At 37.7% G+C, this 21,078-nt stretch carries 22 protein-coding genes, 3 tRNA genes and 1 other RNA gene; 16 read left to right on the top strand and 10 right to left on the bottom strand.

Features of this window, described 5'->3' with window-relative positions:
* Positions 1 to 52: 52 nt before the first annotated feature.
* Genes QMD21_04230 through QMD21_04220 form a run of 3 tightly spaced genes read right to left on the bottom strand, consistent with a single transcriptional unit; the run spans position 53 to position 3,982 of the window.
* Entirely contained in the window at positions 53 to 1,048 is a 996-nt protein-coding gene (locus tag QMD21_04230) for a hypothetical protein (protein ID MDI6855970.1), read from the bottom strand.
* Positions 1,038 to 2,303, bottom strand: coding sequence for an adenosylhomocysteinase (locus QMD21_04225; GenBank protein MDI6855969.1), 1,266 nt, complete (start codon positions 2,301 to 2,303; stop codon positions 1,038 to 1,040). Before QMD21_04225 ends, QMD21_04230 begins: the two co-directional genes overlap by 11 nt.
* Before the next feature lie 47 nt (positions 2,304 to 2,350).
* Complete coding sequence (locus tag QMD21_04220; protein MDI6855968.1) at positions 2,351 to 3,982, bottom strand: hypothetical protein; 1,632 nt, start codon at positions 3,980 to 3,982, stop codon at positions 2,351 to 2,353.
* A gap of 95 nt (positions 3,983 to 4,077) precedes the next feature.
* On the opposite strand from QMD21_04220, the gene QMD21_04215 reads away from it, so the two are divergent.
* The 8 genes from QMD21_04215 to QMD21_04180 all read left to right on the top strand — a co-directional run bounded on the left by QMD21_04215 (position 4,078) and on the right by QMD21_04180 (position 10,563).
* Positions 4,078 to 5,493 (top strand): FAD-dependent oxidoreductase, encoded by a 1,416-nt coding sequence (locus QMD21_04215; protein MDI6855967.1) that lies wholly within the window; start codon positions 4,078 to 4,080, stop codon positions 5,491 to 5,493.
* A 5-nt stretch (positions 5,494 to 5,498) separates the two neighbouring features.
* Entirely contained in the window at positions 5,499 to 5,966 is a 468-nt protein-coding gene (locus QMD21_04210) for a 4Fe-4S binding protein (GenBank protein MDI6855966.1), read from the top strand.
* A complete protein-coding gene (locus QMD21_04205; GenBank protein ID MDI6855965.1) occupies positions 5,963 to 6,238 on the top strand; it encodes a (2Fe-2S)-binding protein in 276 nt (91 codons plus the stop codon). The genes QMD21_04210 and QMD21_04205 overlap by 4 nt, the downstream gene beginning before the upstream one ends.
* Positions 6,225 to 7,364, top strand: a complete 1,140-nt coding sequence (locus QMD21_04200) for an FAD-binding oxidoreductase (protein ID MDI6855964.1) — start codon at positions 6,225 to 6,227, stop codon at positions 7,362 to 7,364. The genes QMD21_04205 and QMD21_04200 overlap by 14 nt, the downstream gene beginning before the upstream one ends.
* A gap of 51 nt (positions 7,365 to 7,415) precedes the next feature.
* Positions 7,416 to 7,690, top strand: a tRNA-Ala gene (locus QMD21_04195).
* A 71-nt stretch (positions 7,691 to 7,761) separates the two neighbouring features.
* Positions 7,762 to 8,074, top strand: an RNA gene (ffs, locus tag QMD21_04190) — signal recognition particle sRNA.
* An 18-nt stretch (positions 8,075 to 8,092) separates the two neighbouring features.
* Positions 8,093 to 9,871 (top strand): ribonucleoside triphosphate reductase, encoded by a 1,779-nt coding sequence (locus tag QMD21_04185; GenBank protein ID MDI6855963.1) that lies wholly within the window; start codon positions 8,093 to 8,095, stop codon positions 9,869 to 9,871.
* Positions 9,868 to 10,563 (top strand): anaerobic ribonucleoside-triphosphate reductase activating protein, encoded by a 696-nt coding sequence (locus tag QMD21_04180; protein MDI6855962.1) that lies wholly within the window; start codon positions 9,868 to 9,870, stop codon positions 10,561 to 10,563. Before QMD21_04185 ends, QMD21_04180 begins: the two co-directional genes overlap by 4 nt.
* A 5-nt stretch (positions 10,564 to 10,568) precedes the next feature.
* On the opposite strand, the gene QMD21_04175 is transcribed toward QMD21_04180, so the two are convergent.
* Complete coding sequence (locus QMD21_04175) at positions 10,569 to 11,081, bottom strand: TIGR00295 family protein (protein ID MDI6855961.1); 513 nt, start codon at positions 11,079 to 11,081, stop codon at positions 10,569 to 10,571.
* Positions 11,057 to 11,800, bottom strand: a complete 744-nt coding sequence (locus tag QMD21_04170; GenBank protein MDI6855960.1) for an NUDIX domain-containing protein — start codon at positions 11,798 to 11,800, stop codon at positions 11,057 to 11,059. Before QMD21_04170 ends, QMD21_04175 begins: the two co-directional genes overlap by 25 nt.
* 61 nt (positions 11,801 to 11,861) lie before the next feature.
* Here QMD21_04170 and folP point away from each other — a divergent pair, with 61 nt between their 5' ends.
* The 7 genes from folP to QMD21_04135 all read left to right on the top strand — a co-directional run bounded on the left by folP (position 11,862) and on the right by QMD21_04135 (position 15,868).
* Complete coding sequence (gene folP, locus QMD21_04165; protein ID MDI6855959.1) at positions 11,862 to 13,046, top strand: dihydropteroate synthase; 1,185 nt, start codon at positions 11,862 to 11,864, stop codon at positions 13,044 to 13,046.
* Positions 13,043 to 13,897 carry a tRNA(His) guanylyltransferase Thg1 family protein gene (locus QMD21_04160; GenBank protein ID MDI6855958.1) on the top strand — a complete coding sequence of 285 codons (855 nt, stop codon included), beginning with the start codon at positions 13,043 to 13,045 and terminating at the stop codon, positions 13,895 to 13,897. The genes folP and QMD21_04160 overlap by 4 nt, the downstream gene beginning before the upstream one ends.
* Positions 13,898 to 13,916: 19 nt before the next feature.
* Positions 13,917 to 14,270, top strand: coding sequence for a hypothetical protein (locus QMD21_04155; protein ID MDI6855957.1), 354 nt, complete (start codon positions 13,917 to 13,919; stop codon positions 14,268 to 14,270).
* A tRNA-Asn gene (locus QMD21_04150) sits at positions 14,261 to 14,370 on the top strand. The genes QMD21_04155 and QMD21_04150 overlap by 10 nt, the downstream gene beginning before the upstream one ends.
* A gap of 97 nt (positions 14,371 to 14,467) precedes the next feature.
* Positions 14,468 to 14,763, top strand: a tRNA-Ile gene (locus QMD21_04145).
* An 86-nt stretch (positions 14,764 to 14,849) separates the two neighbouring features.
* A complete protein-coding gene (locus tag QMD21_04140) occupies positions 14,850 to 15,350 on the top strand; it encodes a hypothetical protein (protein MDI6855956.1) in 501 nt (166 codons plus the stop codon).
* Positions 15,347 to 15,868, top strand: coding sequence for a hypothetical protein (locus tag QMD21_04135; GenBank protein MDI6855955.1), 522 nt, complete (start codon positions 15,347 to 15,349; stop codon positions 15,866 to 15,868). Before QMD21_04140 ends, QMD21_04135 begins: the two co-directional genes overlap by 4 nt.
* 112 nt (positions 15,869 to 15,980) lie before the next feature.
* Here QMD21_04135 and QMD21_04130 read toward each other — a convergent pair whose 3' ends face one another.
* Genes QMD21_04130 through QMD21_04115 form a run of 4 tightly spaced genes read right to left on the bottom strand, consistent with a single transcriptional unit; the run spans position 15,981 to position 19,046 of the window.
* Positions 15,981 to 17,189: a 2,3-bisphosphoglycerate-independent phosphoglycerate mutase gene (locus QMD21_04130; protein MDI6855954.1), complete on the bottom strand. Its 1,209-nt coding sequence runs from the start codon at positions 17,187 to 17,189 to the stop codon at positions 15,981 to 15,983.
* Complete coding sequence (locus QMD21_04125; protein ID MDI6855953.1) at positions 17,168 to 17,884, bottom strand: DUF92 domain-containing protein; 717 nt, start codon at positions 17,882 to 17,884, stop codon at positions 17,168 to 17,170. The genes QMD21_04130 and QMD21_04125 overlap by 22 nt, the downstream gene beginning before the upstream one ends.
* Positions 17,885 to 17,893: 9 nt before the next feature.
* Positions 17,894 to 18,889, bottom strand: coding sequence for a UbiA family prenyltransferase (locus QMD21_04120; GenBank protein MDI6855952.1), 996 nt, complete (start codon positions 18,887 to 18,889; stop codon positions 17,894 to 17,896).
* Between the two features lie 4 nt (positions 18,890 to 18,893).
* Positions 18,894 to 19,046: a hypothetical protein gene (locus QMD21_04115; GenBank protein MDI6855951.1), complete on the bottom strand. Its 153-nt coding sequence runs from the start codon at positions 19,044 to 19,046 to the stop codon at positions 18,894 to 18,896.
* A gap of 77 nt (positions 19,047 to 19,123) precedes the next feature.
* Between QMD21_04115 and QMD21_04110 the strand changes: the two genes are divergently transcribed.
* Positions 19,124 to 20,341 carry an NAD(P)/FAD-dependent oxidoreductase gene (locus tag QMD21_04110; protein MDI6855950.1) on the top strand — a complete coding sequence of 406 codons (1,218 nt, stop codon included), beginning with the start codon at positions 19,124 to 19,126 and terminating at the stop codon, positions 20,339 to 20,341.
* Here the strand turns inward: QMD21_04110 and QMD21_04105 are convergent.
* Positions 20,331 to 20,972, bottom strand: a complete 642-nt coding sequence (locus QMD21_04105; protein MDI6855949.1) for an MBL fold metallo-hydrolase — start codon at positions 20,970 to 20,972, stop codon at positions 20,331 to 20,333. The genes QMD21_04110 and QMD21_04105 overlap by 11 nt on opposite strands.
* Positions 20,973 to 21,078: the final 106 nt, after the last annotated feature.

The following is a 21,078-nucleotide window of genomic DNA, read 5'->3' as shown; positions in this document are numbered from 1 at the left end:
CCTGAAGGACTTTTCTTTTTCTTTGGAAGAAAAAGAAAAGGGCTTCTTTCATTTATTTCAGATACGATTCTGCAAGTTCGAAATATTTTCTAGCGCTTTTAAGAGCTCTCTCTCGCTCTGACTTCTCAAGTGCAAAGTTATCAGTTTGAAAACTCATTACTTTGCCTCTGACGTAGGCACGATAGATTTTATAGAAGTCAAGTATCTCGTATAATCTGCTATCTTTAGAAAATTTAACGTAGTAATCTATTAGAAGCTCGCTTAGCTTAGAAGCTCCGTTATAATCTAAATCCATCGCAAGGAAGGCTATATCAGCGGCAGTATCACTGTATCTGAATCGATCGTTAAACTCTATACAATCGAAAATTACAATTTTATCGGTGATGCATACGTGTTGCATATGCAAATCCCCATGACAGTCCTTTATCCTTCCTTCAGCAACTCTTCTTTTTATTAGATCTGGAGAGCTGTAAAAACTATCAGTATATTTTTTTATCAGTTTGTACTGCTCCTCAGTGATTGTAATACCTATATATTTTTTAGTCTGATTGAAATTTTCATCTGTGTTGGTCTTGATAATTTCAAGGTTACCACCGAACTCAGCTATTTTTGCTGAGCTTTCTGCATTTGCATGAAATTCTGCAATTTTTTTAGCTACTCGCTTTATCATTTGCTCTGTAAGCTTTCCTTCTTTTAATAAGTTGCTCATAAGCTTGTGCATAGGCAACTTCTTCATTTTAACTGCGTAATCTATAATTTCACCAGAACCTCCAAAAACTAATGCTCCATGTTTTTTGACTACAGGTATTACATCAACATATACCTCAGAAGCCAATCTTTTATTTAATAACACTTCCTGCTCACAATAATATTTTCTTTTAGCCAGGGTTGAAAAATCCAGGAAGCCAAAATTGACAGGCTTTTTTACTTTATACACAAAATTATCTGTAATAAAGACCCAAGAAATATGAGTTTGTAAAAGCTCTACTTTATTTGTATGCTCTGGATAAGCTTTAGGAGTAAGTAATTCTCTAACTCTAAGTTCCATAGGACCATGATTTCAGATATTTTTTCTGCTCTTCGGTTAGCTTATCTATTTCGATACCCATCGATTGAAGTTTTAAGTTTGCGACCTCATTATCAATATCTTCTGGTACTGCGTAAACCTTAGGCTCTAGTTTTCTACCCCATTTTTTCAGATACTCTACGCACAAAGCTTGGTTTGCAAAACTCATATCCATAACACTTGCTGGATGCCCTTCAGCAGCTGCTAAATTAATTAATCTTCCTTCACCGAGCAAATAAATTCTTTTACCGTCTTTCAAACTATATTCTTCAACAAATTCTCTTATCTTCCTTTTCTTCACAGCTAAACTTTCTAAATCCGGTATATCTATTTCTACATTGAAATGCCCTGAGTTCGCAAGTATCGCATTGTTTTTCATTACTTTAAAATGCTCTTTTCTAAGCACGCTTTTATCGCCAGTTACTGTAACGAAAATATCGCCAATTTTAGCAGCTTCAATGCTGGGCATTACTCTAAACCCATCCATTACCGCTTCCAGTGCTTTTAGAGGCGACACCTCAGTTATAATTACATCTGCGCCCATACCTTTAGCACGTAGCGCTATACCTCTGCCACAGTAGCCATAACCAAGAACTACTAACTTTTTACCAGCAAGCAAGATATTAGTACTTCTAAGAATTCCGTCAATAGTGCTCTGACCTGTACCATATCTATTATCAAATAAATGCTTGGTATTTGCATCGTTAACTGCAATTATAGGGTATCTCAGAGAGCCTTCCTTCTCCATACTTCTGAATCTAAGCACTCCTGTGGTAGTTTCCTCAGTACCTCCAATCAAATTAGTTAGTAGCTCAGCTCTTTTAGTATGCAATGTAGTAACTAAATCTCCGCCATCATCCATTGTGATATCAGGTTTGTGGTCAAGTACTTTATGCACATGCTTGTAATATGTTTTAGCGTCTTCTCCGCAAATAGCAAATACTGCTACTTTATCAATTGCAACGAGTGCACTTGCAACAGAATCTTGAGTGCTTAGGGGATTAGAGGCGCAAAGCGCTATTTTAGCTCCTCCAGCTTTTAAAGTTCTAACTAGATTAGCGGTTTCTGAAGTTACGTGCAAGCATGCGCCTATAGTGATATTTTTCAAAGGCTTTTCCTTTTCAAATCTTTTTCTGATAAGCGCTAGTACTGGCATTTGATTATAAGCCCATTCTATGCGCAGACTGCCACTTTCTATCAACTTTCTATCTTTAGCGTCCTTTATATCGTAATCCATAACTCAGCACCAAGTAATAAAAGCGCTATGTGGGAATAAAATACTTTTCATCCTACAAATTTCTTCAGTTTACTTTCAAAAATAGTTCTTGGCGGAGCGCCCAAAGAGGCTGCGAAAGTGTTAAACTCTATTTTAGACTTGCCTCTTTTTATAGCAAGTTCTTGTAGCTCCTTTAGCGCCATGCCTCCAATTGAGTAGCAAGGTGCATAGCCAGGAGTACTTTGAAATATGAAAATCTGATTGAAAATCGTTCTCTTGCTTAGCCCTGTATATTTATGAGCCCAATCGATAAATTCTGCAATTCCTTGCTTACCAGTATTAATCCTAACATCGCTTATAGCGCGAAGGAAACGGATTATTCTCCATTCGTAGACTACAAATTCTATCTCTTTCAAAAGCAGCTCTAAATCGCTCATCTTTTTCAACCTTTTAATAAGTTCTTTTTCATCAGCGGAGAGCTCTTTCTTCCTTGATATCGATTTTAACAGTTGAAGTGCTTCTAGCTCGCGATGGAAAGAAATGCCCTCAGTAATAGGGCGACGGAATTCAGTAGCGAGTTTCTCTAGTATAGAAATCTTCCCAGCAAATTCTACTGCAGAATTTGTAAAGTTCACGCAATGCCCGTATTCTTCATGCACAAGCAATTGAAGTAAATCTGCTAAACTTGTTGGCGGTGCAAACTTTTCATCTGTAGTTACAAAAAATATACAAAAGGGTCTAGTGGTTAGAGTATCGTAGGAGTTCATTGCACCCGATGGTATGAAAGGCACTAAGTAGTTAGGCGTTGTCATAACTTTGGTATTGTAAACAGGCGAAATTTTAACAAGCTCTCTTTCTACGATTTTTATCAAATTCTTTCTCAAATCTTGTAGTAGCTCAAGAACTTCTTTTCTAGCTATTTTCGCTCGCTTTGATAGCTCTTCAGCTACTTTCTCAACCTTAGGTTTAATTTTATAAATTTTAGCAAGTTCTTTTGTGATCTTTTTCAGTTGTGGGAGCTCTTTCTTCAGCCACTGCATAGCTTTGGATTCTATCTCTTTCGTCGTTTCATAATAATCGTAAAGGTCTTTTAGCAAACGACCATAGATTTTTTTTCTACCTAGCTCTTTACCATGCTTTTTCAAAATAGGATAAATTTCAGTGAAATCGCCTTTATTAAGTCCAGGCACTGAGAAATGCTTTGCATAGCTCTTTACTTTATTTTCAAGCTCGCTAATCTTAACTTCTAAATTTTTATCTTTTACTTGAGCTTTGATGCTCTTTAATATTCCAATCAATCCTTTGCATGCTTTATAACTAAGTATTTTTATCTCGATAGGCCATTTATAGCCAAGCTCTTCATTAGCTTCAATGAGTTTTAGCGAATTCTCAGCAAGCTTTCCTAAATATTCATTATGCAATCCTTTTTTGGCAAGTATACCAAAAAATGCCCATAATATTTTGTCAGGCGCTTTCTCAGGCTCTTCAAAAAGTAGCTCAGTTTCTAAATAATTCAAAAATTTTTTATGAAGTTTTGTCTTGCACCTTTTTCTTACTTTAGCAATTTCAGCTAAAATTTTAGCTTTGTTTGATTTTGTTGGTATGAACAAATCACCGCCATATTCATCTAAGCCCTGTGTAAAAGCGGATGTTGGATGCAATTCTTTCCACAGCTCGAAAATCTCTTGCTCTAAAGCCATTTTCTTTAGCTTAAAATAGATATGCTAAGATAGTATTAATAATTTCTACTAAAAGATTTTTAAATTCAAGAACTATTTCATTACAAGAAAAAAAAATGAGAATTCAGAAGCATCCTATTTTGGAGTTCAAGCGCGCTAGAAAAATTAAATTTGTTTTTGATGGTAAATCATTAGAGGCTTATAGCAACGAAACAATTGCAAGCGCGCTCTATGCAAATAGAATAAAAGTATTAAGTTTCAGTCCTAAGTATAAAAGAGCCAGAGGCTTCTTTTGCGCAATCGGCAAATGCTCTTCATGTCTAATGACTGTGAATGGTATTCCTAATGTTAAAACATGCACTACACTTGTTGAAGAAGGTATGGAAGTGAAAAGACAGGCTAGATTCGGAGAATTACCTAAAGCTAGAAAGTTTAAAGCTACCAACAAAGTTTTGTTTACAGATGTTCTTGTTGTTGGCGCAGGTCCTGCAGGACTAAGTGCTGCTATTAATGCTAGCAGACTTGCTAAAGTTATAATATTAGATGAAAATCACTGTGTTGGCGGTCAGTTAATCAAGCAGACACATAAATTTTTCGGCTCTGAAAAGGAGTTCGCATCTGTAAGAGGTATAGAAATTGCTAAAATTCTAGGTAAAGAGTTACAAACAAAAAGAAATATAGAAATATTTTTGAACACAACAGCGGTCGGCTATTATAAAAAAGAAGGAGAAGCTCTTCATTTGATTGCTGCGGTGCGCAATAACGAATTTCTTGAAATTCATGCCAAAAAGTTAATTATTGCTACAGGCGCTCAAGAAAATTTTTTGAGTTTTCCGGGCAACGATTTGCCAGGCGTTGTAGGCGCTGGCGGAGTACAAACTTTAATGAATGTCTACGGAGTAAAGCCAGGCAGCAATGCTTTAATGGTAGGCTCCGGCAATGTAGGGTTAATTGTGAGCTATCAAATGCTACAGGCAGGCATAAGTGTAAAAGCGGTTGTAGAGGCTCTCCCTAAAATAGGAGGTTATTTTGTGCATGCAGCTAAACTTCGTAGATTTGGCGTGCCTATTCTCACAAGCCATACTGTAAAAGAAGTCTCTGGTAATGGTAAAGTAGAAAATGCAACCATTGTAAGATTGGATGAAAACTGGAATGAAGTAGAAGGCTCTGAGAAAGAAATAAAGGTTGATCTAGTATGTCTTGCGGTAGGACTTAGTCCATCTTCAGAGTTGCCATTCCAGGCAGGCTGTGAAAATGTTTATATTCCAGAGCTTGGAGGTTGGCTCGCTCGGCATAACGAAAATTTAGAGACCGGTATTAAAGGAATTTATGTTGCCGGAGATTGCGCAGGCGTAGAGGAAGCATCTACTGCAATGCTCGAAGGTAAAATTGCAGGCTTGCATGCAGGAATGGTAATTGCAAAAACCAGAAAATATAATAGCGAGGTGTACGAAGCCATGAAAGAACTGGAAAGGCTGAGGCGCGGACCCTTCGGTGAAAGGGCTAGAAAAGGGAAGCTGAGAATGGGTTAAGTAAAATGAATTATGAAGAAACCGGAATTCTTAGTATAGAAGAAATACAAATTCCATCTAAAGAAAGAATGGCCCAACGAGCTTTCGCAGTGTTAGAATGTCCTCAACAAATTCCATGCGATCCTTGCGTTAAAGCATGTAAGTTTGGCGCCATAACTAAAAGCTCTCTTATTTCACCGCCTAAAATTAATTTTGATAAATGCACAGGCTGTGCTACATGCGTTTCCAAATGTCCGGGCTTGGCAATATTTGTTGTAAACATGAATTACTCGCCCAAGGAAGCTCTTGTAACCATGCCTTATGAATTAGAGCCTCCTAAAGTTAAAGAAAGAGTAAAAGTTTTGGACAGGGGAGGCAAAGTTGTTGGTAGTGGCAAAGTAATAAAAGTAAGATTAGAAAAAGACAGGACTGGTATAATATCGATAGCTTTAGAAAAGAGCCTTGCTATGGTAGTGAGGAATATCAGAAAATGAAAAGAGAAATAATAATTTGTAGATGTGAAGATGTAACTGAGCAGGAAGTTATTAATGCGATAGACACTGGCATTGCTACACTACAGGAAATAAAAAAATATCTTAGATGTGGTATGGGCTTGTGCCAAGGTAGAAATTGTTTACCACTTATTGCAAAAATCATAGCTAAAAGGACTGGTAAAAAGCTTGAAGAAATAGAGTTTCCAACTGCAAGACCTCTTGTAAAGCCTATCCCTTTGGGCGCATTCAGGAGCGAGAATGAAAAATTATGAAGTTGCAATTATCGGTGGCGGAATAAACGGTTGCGCTATAGCTTACGAACTTGCAAATAAAGGTACTAAAGTAATAGTTTTAGAAAAAGAATATTTAGCGAGCGGCGCCACTGGCAGATGCGGAGGCGGTATAAGACAACAATGGGCCACTAAAGAGAACATAAAGCTAGCGCATGAAAGCGTTAAAATTTTCGAAAAACTTAGCAAGGAATTAGGATATGATATAGAATATGAGCAAGGCGGATATTTAGTGCTAGCGCATTCTAGAAAGGAGCTCGAAACCTTTGAAGAAAATGTAAAATTGCAAAGGTCGTTGGGACTGAAAGTAAGAGTTTTGGGTAGATCTGAAATTGCAGATATTGTGCCTTTTATTGATGTTGAAGGCGCTAGAGCTGTTGGCGCTACTTACTGCGCTACTGACGGCCATGCGAATCCTTTTAAAACTACTTATGGGTACGCAAAGAAGGCTAAAGAATTAGGCGCTTGCTTTAAAACTTTTACAGAAGTGAAGAAGATAGAAAAAGAGGAAGATAATTTCAAACTCATTACTACAAATGATAGAATACGGGCAGAAAAAGTTGTAAATGCGGCTGGCGAGTATTCGCCTAGTATTGCCAAAAGTCTAGGATTAAAAATACCAATTACTCCTTACAGACATGAAATTTTAGCTACTGAACCTTTAGAGCCCATCTTAAAGCCCATGATAATATCGTTTACAGATGGTATTTACTTTTGCCAGCACAAAACAGGACAGATAGTAGGAGGGATAGGCAATCCAAGCGAGAAGCCAGGTATAAATCTAACTTCAAGTTTAGAGTTTATTAAAAGGATGGCGAGCGTAATTACAAGATACATACCTACGTTCAAGCATTTGTGCGTGCTTCGTCAGTGGGCTGGTCATTACGATGTTACTCCAGATGCAAGACCTATTTTGGGCGAGCCGGAAAAAATAAAAAATTTTATTAACGTTTGCGGATTTAGTGGCCATGGGTTTATGCTAGCGCCGGCTGTAGCAAAACATATTTCTGAATTAATACTTTACAATAAAACTTCTGATTTAATTAAAGAGCTTAGCTTGGAACGATTTAAAGGGAAAGTATTAAAGGAAAGAGCTGTGGTAGGATAATTTTTATTAGGCTCCAAATGTATAAAAAATTTAATTAGCTTACACGGAAGTGGGCCCATAGATCAGTGGAAGATCGTCACATTCGCAATTCGCTGGAGTAAACTCCATCTCTTTGCTGTTTGCTCCGCAAACAGCAAATGTGAAGGACGCGGGTTCGAGTCAAGATGATTAGAAGCGCTTCCTTAACTCGCTAATCGCTCGTTGAAAATCGGGATGACTGTCGTCATCCCATTTTCAGCTCGCTAATCGCTCGTTGAAAATCGGGATGATTATCATCATCCCATTTTCAGCTCGCTAATCGCTCGTTGAAAATCCCGCTGGGTCCATAGAAGCCCTTCGGGGGAAAAGAAAAAAAGAAATTTTCTTTTCTCTTTCCCTGAAGGGTTCCGGCGAGAGATGCTGAGCTAGGCTGGAGTGCTCGGCGTACTCTGTAACTTGCAATCGTCGATAGCAAGGGTCGAAGCTCGAAGGCGCTAGAACTATTCGTTGTTGAGCCAGATGCGTACTATGAAATTTCGTCCCTTGGGGTTAGAGGCTACACTAGCGGCATTCGGAGGAATGTAGGCTAGTGCACTAATCGAGGGCACTGGGCGAGGTCCGGAAGGGAGCAGCCTTACCTTGAACTCCTAACGCTTAAGGTTTAACGGGACAGAGGAAGCATTTGGGTAACTCGCAACAAATGGCTATAGCCACTGAGAGCATGCTCGGTATCCGCTAAAAATGAAGCAATGGTATCAAAATATTTAGATGTCGATAAAGCTGTTGACGAGTACATTGAGCAGTTAGATTGGAGGATAAAAGAGAATGCAAACCTTTCCTATTCTTTCTCTTCAGTTTTTTTCAAGCTTGCAGGCGAGGCTTTAGCAAATTACACTTTACGTAAAATCTATCCAAGAGCTATTGCTAAAGCGCATGTAGAGGGCGATTTCCATATACATAATCTTTATATGGGCATAACTGGCTATTGTGCAGGCTGGTCTATAGGAGATATTTTGCGAGAAGGTTTTAATAAAGTGCCTTTCAAAACAGAATCCTTACCACCAAAACATCTATCCACAGCTTTATTACAAATAGCCAATTTTGCAGGTACTTTACAAGGAGAATGGTCTGGAGCGCAAGCTTTTAATGCACTCGATATTTGGCTTGCTCCTTATATAAGAGAAGACAGACTAAACTACAAAGAAGTCAAGCAGCAACTTCAGCAGTTCGTTTACAATCTAAACATTTCTTCGCGCTGGGGCTCGCAAACACCATTTACCAACATTACATTTGATTTGAAAGCTCCTGAGGATCTGAAAGAAGCACATGTAATTTATGCGGGTAAATATCTTAACACTGTTTATGAAGATTATCAAGCCGAGATAGATTTGTTAAACAAAGCTTTCCTCGAAATTATGATTGAAGGCGATATGCGCGAGCGCATTTTCACGTTCCCGATACCGACCTACAATCTTACTAAAGATTTCAATTGGGACTCTGAAATCTCAAATTTGATTTTCGAACTTGCTTCCAAGTTCGGCGCACCATACTTCCAGAATTTTATTAGCTCTGAGCTTAAGCCAACGGAGGTTAGAGCTATGTGTTGCAGACTAAGGCTTGATCTAAGAGAGCTGTATAGGAGGATAGGCGGATATTTTGGGTACAGTGATAAAGTCGGCTCTGTTGGCGTAGTTACTATAAATCTGCCAAGAATAGGCTATCTTGCAAAAAGCGAGAGCGATTTTTTCGAGCGACTTGAAAAAATCATGACGCTTGCGAAAGAAAGTTTAGAAATCAAGAGAAAAGTAGTTTCGGAAAATATAGAGAAAGGGCTTTTACCGTTCACTAGGCGCTATTTAGGTACCCTTAAATGGCATTTTTCAACTATAGGGCTTGTTGGTGGACACGAAGCTTGCTTGAATTTTCTAGGTAAAGGAATAGAAACTAAAGAGGGGAAGGATTTTGCAATTAGAATTTTGAAGTTTATGCGTGAAAAACTTAAGGAGTTCCAATCCGAGACAGGCAATATTTACAATTTAGAAGCTACGCCAGCAGAGGGTGTGAGCTATAGACTTGCAAGACTGGATAAAAAGAAATGTCCTAAATTAAAGATTTTAGGTATCAAAGCACCTTACTATACAAATTCAACTCACTTGCCAGTTAATTATACAGATGATATTTTTGAAGCTTTAAAACATCAAGACGATCTTCAAACGCTCTATACTGGAGGGACAGTTTTTCATGCATTCGTTGGCGAAAGAATTACTGATTCAAGAGCTTGTAAATTACTAGTTAGAAGAATTGCAGAGAGCTTTAAACTGCCCTATTACACTATAACGCCGACATTCAGTATATGCCAAAAGCACGGCTACATAGCTGGCGAGCAGATAAAGTGTCCTCACTGCAATAAGCAATGCGAAGTTTACTCCAGAGTTGTAGGCTATTACAGGCCTGTACAAAATTGGAATGATGGCAAGCGTGAGGAGTACAGACAGCGCAAGAAATATTTTGTAAAAGATCTTAAATGATACCTATAAAAGCGGTTCAGAAACTATCCCTTATAGACTATCCAGGCAAATTATGCGCCACTCTTTTTCTAGGAGGCTGCAATTTTAGATGCCCTTATTGCTATAATATCGATTTGGTACTCAAGCCCGACAGGCTAAGGAATATCTCGGAGCAAGATATTTTTAATTTTTTAGTTTCGCGAAAGAACCTCATTGATGGTGTCTGCCTTGGTGGCGGGGAGCCTACAGTGCATGAGGGGCTTTTAGAGCTAGTCACTAAACTTAAAACATTCGGTTTCGCAGTTAAACTAGATACAAACGGCTCCATGCCCAATATTTTAAGAGATTTGATTAAAAGAAGAATTGTAGATTATATTGCAATGGATGTTAAAGCACCTTTAGAAAAATATTCCAAAGTTGTAGGAGTGGAAATAGATACTGACAAACTCAAAGGAAGCATCGCGCTAATAAAGAGCAGCGGAATCGATTACGAATTTAGAATCACATTGGTGCCTACAATAACAGAAAGAGAAGATTTAATAGCGATAGCGCAAATGCTGAGAAACTCTAAAAAATTTGTACTCCAGCAGTTTGATAACAAAAGAACGCTAAATAAAAAATTTCAGAATGTAGCGCCTTATCCTAGAGCAGTAATTGAGGATTTTGCGCAAGCTATAAAACACTATTTTGGAGAAGTGAAACTGAGAGTATAACTATTTCATAGCTCATCTAAATCAATCCCACATATCTCGCTCAACTCTTTATGCAATTTAAAAATTCTTTTTGCAATGTCTTTTCTACCAATCTTTAAATAAGATTTTACAACATCCTTAAGCTTCTGCTTTTTGCAGCCTGCAATTAAATTATCTGAATGCGCTACTATTTTCTCTTCTAAAGTTTGTGGAATGTAATCTTTTTCAGGCAGCCCAAGAGCTTTTGCTTCTTCTCTACATATCCCTGCACCAAGATGGCGCTCAAGAATTAGGCAGATATTTTCATTAAAACCTAATTTTCTAGCAAGCTTTGCGCCTTCGACGCCATGCTTTACTCCATGTGTTCTCACTCTGCCAATATCGTGCAGTAAAGCGCCACACTCAACAAGCTCAATATCAGCATTTGCATAGATTGCAATTTTACGAGCTAAGTTAGCAACTGCTTTGCAATGGTCAATTACTGCCTTAGAACATCCTACACTTCTCAATACTTTCAAGCATTCTTCTCTGCTCGGCATTCTAACTTCACTTTCACACGGTTCCTAGCTTTGAAGTTTTCTAATATTAGATTATGGTCGAACGCAAGTTTGGGAAGACTATCAAGTGAAAAAAACCTCAATTCCTGTACTTCTTCTCTGGCTTTTTTTAATTTTCCTCCAACTACTTCAAGCTCGTAAACTATACTTACCGTGTGGCATCTGGGGTCGCGGGTTGGCGAAGAATAAACACCAACAATGCTCTTAGGTTTGGTTATCAGACCGGTTTCCTCCTTTAACTCTCTTACAACCGCCTCTTCAACTCTCTCATTGTAGTCAACAAACCCTCCTGGAATTGCGTAACGCCCTTTAAAAGGCTCTCTCTTCCTCTTTACTAATAGTACTTGATTTCCTTTACTGACTATACCGTCTACAGTTAAAGCTGGCGCTGGAAATTTAAGCGCTCTTTCTAAAATTTTTCTCCTTTCTTTGTAAAATTCTAATAATTTTTTACCTTTTTCAGTAAGCTCTGTTATTCCTCCAGCTTTACCACCACGCCTCGCTTTAATTATTTTTATACAAGCTCTAGCTTCCAACTTTTTCAAACTACCCCACGCGCTTCTATAGCTCATTTTCATAACTCTAGAAGCTTTAGCTAATGATTTGTAGTTGTCAATTAACTCTAGGAGTTTAGCCCTTCCTTCGCCGAGCAGCGCTTTGCCACCTTTTTCAAGCCAGAACTTCAGTTTGAAAGAGCGCATAGCAGTAAATGAACTACGCGGGGTTTAAATATTTAGAACGCATTTTTTTAAAAAGCTAAAAATGAAAAATATTAGGCTGAAAGAAATCAAGAATTTAGAAGAGGCTGAGGAAGAGCTTTTAAAAATAGGGTGTGATAAATATGGTATTGGGCTGATGGCGCCTAAAGCCATTCACAGAATAATAAAAATAGAAGATTTGGAAGTAAGGACTGCAAATGTACTTAAGCAGGAAATGCTGAGTATTGGCGGAGAGTGTGCGGTTGCAAAAGGCACTATTGCTTTTAAGAATCGAACTACAGATGCGCTGTTAATGGGCACTCTAAAGCAATATAATGGAGTAATATCCAAACTCAAGGAACAGCCTTTCAAACTAAAAGAACTTGCTGAGAAACTTAAATATCTACTAGAATCTAAACCTAAAACTATGAAAATTGGCAATAGAAAATTTAAATTTGGCACCCGAACTTATATTATGGGAATTATTAATATTACATCGGATTCTTTTTCAGGAGATGGTATTTTAGATGTAGATGGAGCAATTGACCGTGCTCTGGAAATGGAGTCTCAAGGTGCTGATATTATTGATATTGGTGGCGAGAGCTCAAGACCTTATGCCAAGCCTGTAAGTTTAGAAAAAGAATTAGAAAGGGTTGTGCCTGTAGTTAAAAAATTAGTAAACAGAACAAATATTCCTATTTCTATAGATACTTACAAATCGAAGGTCGCAGCTAAGACTCTAGAGCTAGGCATAGATATGGTAAATGATATCTCGGCACTAAGAATGGATAAAAAAATGCCAAGCGTAGTTGCAAAGCACAAAGTACCAATTGTACTCATGCATATGAAAGGTGTGCCTAGAACAATGCAAATAGAGCCTTTTTATGAAGATGTTAGCTCAGAGATTTATTCTTTTTTGCAAGAGAGAATTGAGTTTGCAGTAAGAAACAAAATAAAAAAAGAAAATATTATTGTTGATCCTGGTATTGGATTTGGAAAAACTTTAGAGCACAATCTTGAAATTATTCGCAAGCTTAAAGAGTTTAAATCACTTAACTGCCCTATTCTCATAGGTCCTTCCAGAAAATCTTTTATAGGCAAAATTTTAGAGTCGCCAGTTGGACAGCGGTTAGAAGGCACGCTTGGAGCTGTTTCCGCTTGTATAGTTAACGGCGCAGATATCGTAAGAGTGCATGATGTTAAAGAATGCGTAAGAGCTGCGAGAGTTATGGACGCAATAGTAAGATGAAGAAACCTTGGGAAATTTATGGCTTACCAGCTCCAAAATCAGAAGCCAGCAAAGGCGAGCTGAGCCTTGTAGACTACGAAATTTATTCAGGTATAGAAGTGCCTGAAGAGCTACCGCTTTTCGTGCGCCTAGATGGCTGGAATTTTCATAGTTTAACTAAAAAATTAAACTTAGAAAAGCCTTACGATACATTCTTCGCTAACTCTTTACTAGCGGTAGCTAGAGAGTTCTTCAAAGCATTCAATTGCAGTTTAGGCTACGTTTTTTCAGATGAGCTTAATATTTTGTTTTTGAAAATTCCTGCCTGGCGAAGAATAGAAAAAATCAATTCTGTGTTTGCAGGTATTGCAAGCGCAAGGTTCTACAAACTTATGAGTGAAAGATTCCCAGAATTGCCAATATTTTCGTTTGATTGTAGATGTATACCGTTACCCAAAGAAAAAATAATAGAATATCTTGTTTGGCGTCAGGCAGAGTGCTTCAGGAATTTTAATAACGCATGGGCTCAACAAGTACTTATAAAAAAAGGTTTTTCCTCGGCCAGAGCAACTAAAGAGCTTGCAGGAATGAAAGCGCAAGAATTAAGAAAAATTATTTTTGAAAATATAGCCAAAGAGAAATTAGAATCATGGCAGGAGCGCGGAATTTTGCTCTATAGAGAAAGCCATATTAAGAAAGGCTATAATCCTATAACAAAAGAATACGTAGAAGTTAAAAGGTATGGAGTGAAAGAAAATCGTCATTTACCCTGGTTTGAGAGCGAAGAGGGGAGAGCATTTATAGAGAAGATTATCAGGAGTGAAGGGCTTAAAAGGCAAAGCCAGAAAAATTTAAATTTTCATAAATGCTAACACATATCAACTGATCGAAATGGCACAAAAGAAACTTGTTGTAGGGAGGGGATTAATTAATAGGCTCGAGTGTGAGCTTGAGCTCCTAAACAGACATTTAGCAATGCTAAAAATGATTAAAATAAATGAGCCTGTAGGAATAATCAAGCTTGCAGAGTTCACTAAACTTCCACAGCACAAAGTAAGATATTCGTTAAGAGTGCTTGAGCAGGAAGGACTTATTAAACCTACAATTGCAGGAGCTGTAACGACCCACAAGCTGAGAGGGTTTGTTAGGACTTTAAAAGCTGTTTTCGGTAAAGCGGAAAGATCAATTACCGAGATGAAAAAGGTACTAGAAGAATTTGAAACAGAAATAAGCAAGCCGTCGTAGCTCAGTGGTAGAGCACTCGGCTGTTAATGCTTCAGAAATGTATTCAGTCTCTTTAGTAACAGACACCGAGTGGTCGCCGGTTCGATACCGGCCGACGGCGTGAAGCCCTTAAGGGAAAGAGAAAAGAAAACCCGACGGGAAAGGGGGCGATATCTAAGCAAAGAGGGGAGAAAACCGTAGGTTTGCCCCTCTCGTCTGGGCCCGTAGCTTAGTCTGGCGGAGCGTCTGGCTCATAACCCTTTTCTTTTTCTTGCTAAGAAAAAGAAAAGCGTTAACGGAAAAGAAAAAGAAGCAGGGATTACTCCGTAATCCCTGAAACAAACGATGGTTGCTAACGCAACTACTGAGTAGCAAAGAACGATGTTTAAGGTTATCCCGATAGGGATAACCTAATTCTCTTTCTTTTCCCCGAGGGCTTTTCTTTCTCTTGTAAAGAGAAAGAAAAGGGCTCTGGGGGACCAGATGGTCGCAGGTTCAAATCCTGCCGGGCCCACAAATTTTATTCTGTAAAAAACTCTCTGATATGTACTGTACAATTTAACTTTATAAACACTCTCTTGCTTTTTTAACTCGCGGAAATTGAAAATAACTAACGAAGGCACAGGCGATTTTTACGAAGCAATACCAACTTTGATTATAGTAACTACTGGGTTGTTGGTTTTTATGCTAACCACAGTTGACGTATATTCAGGTTATGTTAGCTATAATGAGAGGTCAAAATTAGAAATCAAAGCTTTGGAGTTTATGGAATTAGTAATAACTTACGATGGTTTCCTCTACGAAGAGCCATATAAATACAATCCAGGCTTTTTTTCAAGTACTAAATTAGAGCAACTTAAAGGCGATAAAAATTTTACAGGAGAAAAACTAAAGAACGAGCTCAATATAGCTTTTGAGTTTAAAATAGAGCTAATTGATGTAAGTGGTTATTACAAAAAATACAATTTTGAAATTTCCACTACTGAGAATACAGAATGTAAGATTGGAAGTTACAAACTAGAATCTCCTGTAAATATTGTAGTATCTAATAGTGAAGTTCATGCAGCAAAACTAATACTGAGTATTTGGAGCCAAAGATGAAATTTAGAATTTCTAACTCAAAAGCTCAAACTATGCTGGCAAATGGAATTATATTCTTCGTTATATTGCTATTGTGCTCCAGCCTGATTTTCACAAGCGCTCTAAAAATAGTTACTCAAAAACCATCAAACTATCGATTAAAATATGCAGAACAAGCTATTAATATTTTAATTAGTGCTACTATACCAAAATGTTGGTATATTTACAATAACGAGAATATTACTATTGACAATAAGAGCATAGGCTATCTCATTATATTTGACCTCTGGTGCAGGAGCAACAAAACAGCAAATATTACAACGCTCGAAAATGGGATAGAGGAACCTATAAAAATACTCGCTGACAATTTAATATGCTACAGCTATGCGCTTCTGGCTACTTATAACAGTACAGCATTACTCATATCTAGCTATGTAAATAATCTTTCAGAACTGCCAATAGAGCATACAATTTCTGCAATAACGGAAAAAATGTTTTACCTACCTGGGGAAGCTACAATCTCATTAATTATATGGTGAATGTGATGCTTGGGCAGAGGTGTTTTTTAGGAGGTGTTCATTTAGAATGAAAAACAAGCCCAAGCATCGTAAAGAAGTACTAATCTATGAGGATTTAACCATTTCGTTTTAGTTAGGCACCGAACTTTTTAGCTCTACCTGCAAAGTCTAACGCTATATTTATAAGCTCATTGCCTCTTATTCTATGCATAGCGCCTTTAGCGCAAGCCCCCTCGTCAAACTTTGTTACATCATCTACAGGCACGTTTTCGTTAGCGATTGCAAAAGGTACAGCATCACTAGTATGCTCTCTTACGCAAATAGGTGTAGAATGATCACAAGTAACAATCTTTATACAATCTAACTGAGTTAGAGTTTTGCATGCCTCGTCTATCTTCTCTATGATTTTTAGCTTGCCTTTATAATTACCGTCATGAGAGTAAATATCGGGGGCTTTAATATTAATCAATATAAAATCATAGCTACCCAACGCTTTAGCACCCGCATCCAATTTTCCTTTTATATCGGTATCTACTCCCCCAGTAGCGCCTTTTACCTCAATAGTATCTAAGCCTGCAAGTTTGCATACGCCTTTAACAAGAGCAACGCCTGCAATACAAGCAGATCTTAAAGAATATTTTTTAGAAAAATTAGCTAGTTTAGGTGCAATTCCAGCACCTCTAGGTAGTATAATATTAGCTGGCAGCATGCCTTTTCTAGCTCTTATTAAATTCAATTTATGACCTTTAAGAATTCTATACGATTCTTTTACAAGTTCATTCAAAACTGATGCGGTCCTTCTTTCAGCCTCGCTCCCTGTTAAAGGCTTAGACAATTGAATTGGCGCATTTTCTCTGTGAGGATCTATGTCTGTAATACTGCTAGAAAGCCCCTTTCCCCTAAGAACCAGAACTCCACGATGCTCTACAGTAGCTTTGAATATTATTTTCACATCATCAATTTTAAGATTATTTAGTGCATTTCCAAGCTCAAACGATTCTTTAATTCTACCAGCTCTTCTATCTATAACTCTGAAATTATCGTCTACAGTTGCAAAATTACATCTAAAAGCCACGTCGCCATGTTTTAGCTCAATGCCAGCTCCTGCAGCTTCAAATGCTCCCCTTCCCGTATATACCTCAAAAGGGTCATAACCTAGTAGCGCTAAATGCGCTGTGTCGCTACCCGGCCTTATACCAGGAGCAATAATATCAATTGTGCCTGTTGTGCCATTTCTTGCTAAGCTATCTATATTTGGCTTATGCGCTAACTGCAAAGGCGTTTTTTGTTTACCAATTCTATCGCTAGCGCCGTCCATTATTAAAATAATAATTTTGTCCATAGCACTGCTATAATTGTAGAGATTGCTATAGAGATATAGTTTACCATTCCTTTCGTAATAACTTTCTTTTCTAAAGTAGCGCCAAGTAAAGAATCAATATTGCAGCCTAAGAATCCTAATAATAAAGGTATTATAAAAAGTTCTATATTAAAAATACTGCATAAAATGCAGCCGATAACTGCTACATATAAAGATGCAAATAATGCTGCAGAAGTGCCTATCAAAGAGACTCCGCCGTTAGTCCCAGGAGCTACACGCTTCTTCAAATTTATAATAAGATAGGTTTTATCGGAGAGAACACCAATTTCTGAAGCCAAGGTATCGGCAGCTGCAACTGCAATTGCCGTAATAAACATTATTGCAGCGATAGTCTCATTCAAGCGCCAGAAATATTTCAAGAATGCAATAATTACAGGTACACCGCCGTTTGTTAGCACGTTTCCTATGTGTCTTTCTCCTCTAATACCTTCCTGAAGACCTCTGCTTTTCTTATATTCAAATTTAAATTTAGTCGCTAAAAAACTAGAAATCAAGAATATAAGTAACATTAGTAGCCAGAGCAAGGAGCCTAAAATACCTATTGCAAGGCCTATAAAAAAAGCTGCTAAGCATCCATAGGCATCAAAAACTCTTCGCCAGTAGGCAATAAGCACAAGTGTACTGCAGAGAATTATTGTTATAACAGTATTCTCCATTATTATTTTTCACATAGTTTTTGGCTTCAGTGCACTCTTGTGAAGCACTAAGTTAGAGATAACAAATCCCGAAGGCGGCACCAATGCCAGCAAGCTTATGTAAACATTAATTGAGCTTAGCACTAAAGGTGCAAGCGCATACATGAATATTACCTCTAAGCCTATGTTCTTACGAATAACTTGACGATTGAATTTTTTCATAAAAAGCAGTTTAGAAGCGAAATAAATTTCAAGTAACAAAAATACTGTCAAGACGGCAATTTGCCAGTAACAGAAATTTAGATTAGCGATAGCGAAAGGCGAAAATATTAGAACTGCGTGAAAAGTTATAATGGAGTAAGCGCATGCCTTTAAACCGCTTGGAATTTTTAAGTTATTGCCAATAACTCTCGTACCGAGTTTAACAGCTACGGTTTTTGCATTTGCGAGCCAATCATGATCTATATCTTTTAGTCCCCCATTAATCATATTCATATAAAGTACTTGAGCAAATCCAATTAGCGCAACAATAACAGCGAGCGCGGTTAAATTAAAAGAGACTGTTGCAGAGCCGAAAATAATTAGAAAGTAGACAGCGCATGCAACAGAAAAATCCATGGCAGGTAATTTTTTACTTGTAAAATTATAGGTGGTAGCTAACGAATCTGCAATTATTAGGAGGAGGAGCAATTTAAGCCATTGAGTAAGATTCTGATAGAAGAACAAGGTTAGTATCCAACTGAGTAGTAGTGCCGAAAACGCTAATTTTAAAGATGCTGATTTTTTTATTGTCCCACTAACCAACGGTCTGTCTTTCAGCTCTCTCGTTAGCTTGTCAACTCTAACATCTAAATAATCGTTAAGTACAAACCCATAGACATGCGAGCAAGCGCCTATTAAGAACAACACAAAAAGAGCTAGGCAGCAAATGTTTTCCGGAGCCATAGCAAGTGCTCCCAGCACGGGGGCAATAGCTGTAAGCGCTAAATTAAAAGACCTGACAAGTTTAAAATATTCAGCTAACATTTTATTATTTTAGTTTACCAAGCCAATAAAGTTTACAGTTTTCTTTTGTAGATTCGTAGCCGCGAGCTCTAACTTTTTGCTGGATCCAATTCCTGAATTTTAATCCTTTTATCTTGTCATTGTTCCAGAGCCGTTCGAAATCTTCTTCCTTGCCCATCTCAAAATATAATTATATTGCCACTATAAATATTTCGCTAAGAGAGCTTTTTATCTACCTAATGCGATTCAAAAACTATGCTTGCTAACAAAGCCGAATATGATATTATAGTAGTAGGTGCAGGACCTGCAGGATTAGCGGCTGCCAAATTAACAGCAGAACTGGGCGCTAAAACACTTATAATAGAAGAGCATCCCTCAATAGGCACACCGGTACAGTGTGGTGAAGTGTTTCATCGCTATCTGTTAGACAAATTAGAACTTGATAATGAAGGAATTGTGGTAAACGAGCCTAGGGGCGTTAGAATATATTCGCCAAATCGAAAGCTTGCTGAGATAACTGTTGCAGAAAGCGCCAGCTCACCTTTAGTTATGGTAGAACGCAAAAATTTGGAAAAGAGGTTAGCAATACAAGTTGCTAATAAAGGCGCTAAAATAATTACAAAGGCACGCGCGGTTAGGATATTAAAAGAAAATAATTTTGTAGTAGGCGTGGTTGTAAATCACTTAGGAGCTGAGTACGAGCTCGCTTCAAAGATTGTTATTGCATGTGACGGTCCTAACTCTAGTATGGCAAGGTCAGCAGGTATAGATGTTTACAGGGCAATTGAGAATTTTGCTAGCTGCGTACAGTTCCAGCTTGCAAATATAGAGATAGACGAAAGAATAGCAGAAATCTATCTTGGCGCTTGCGCTCCAGGAGGATATACTTGGATTTTGCCTAAAGGTAAGAAATTTGCAAATGTAGGTCTAGGCGTTAGCAGCAAATTTGGTAATCGCGCTTTAAAATATTTAAACGAATTTATTGAAAATGATAAAAGATTGTGCAATGGCAGCATAATTGAGGTCAATGCAGGAATTGTTCCTTTGGGCGGCGCTTCTGAAAAGCTTGTCGATAATGGATTAATGATTGTAGGCGATGCTGCTAGACAAGTGAATCCTTTGACTGGCGGAGGAATGGTATTTGCAATTAAAGCAGCGCTTGCAGCAGGTACAGTTGCGGTAGAAGCAATTGCAAATAAAGATTATTCTCAAAATTTTTTATTAAAATACGAAAAAATTTGGAACAATGATATTGGTAGGTGGTTTCCAGCATTTAAGAAATTGCAAGAGCTAGTTCTTAAACTTTCGTACGAAGAGCTTGACGAGCTTATAGGCAGAATTGGAAAATTAGAAATAGCAGGTGAAGAAGAGCCTTGGTATCCAGCACTAAAGCAAATTTTTAAGCTATTATTACTAAATCCTAAACTCATGGTAAAGTTCAGCTCAATAATACCTTATTTTTTCATAAAGTGAAAACCCAAATCTCAGTTTTTTCAGGAAGGTCTTCTTTTTCAAATTCAATCTCGTTTCCTACTCTGCTCACACCAACATCGTCAGGACGCTTTTCTAAAAAATCGTCCAAAGCTGCGATAGGCAGAGAAAGCCCTGCAATTTTATAATGCATTGGGACTATTACTTTTGGCCTCACCACTTTAACAACTTCCCATGACTCTTTACCATTTATTGTAAACGTTCCGCCTACAGGTATAAAAACAATGTCAATCGCTCCCAGCGCCTTTGCCTGCTCTTCATTAAGCGCATGCCCTAAATCTCCTAAATGACAAAAAGAAACGTCATCAAGCATGAATGCAAATATTATGTTATCGCCTCGTTTAGAGCCTTGCTCACTATCATGATATGTTCTTATACCCTTAATTGTAACGTTTTTTATCTTTTTAATTCCAGACTCTTTCACTATTTCTACTTTATCGCCTTTGACTACTCTTACGCAGTTGTGATCGTAATGGTCATGACTTACCAATACAATATCGCCTTTTACCGCAGGCGGCTTTATACCAATTGACTTCCCGTCATGAGGATCTGTTACTATAGTTAACTCGTTGCTTATTTCGAAACATGCATGCCCATGCCATCTTATTTTCATCTTTTATCTATAACAAAGATAACTTACGAGTAAAAATAATTTTCTATATTCACAGTACTTCCGAAGGTTTACTAAAATATTGTTTCTTTTACCGTTCAGTAATTAG

This window comes from Candidatus Thermoplasmatota archaeon, assembly GCA_030018475.1.
In the GTDB taxonomy this organism is placed as follows: Archaea; Thermoplasmatota; JASEFT01; order JASEFT01; family JASEFT01; genus JASEFT01.
The sequence above is the reverse complement of the archived record's forward strand: the minus strand, read 5'-3'. Positions and strand labels throughout refer to the sequence as shown.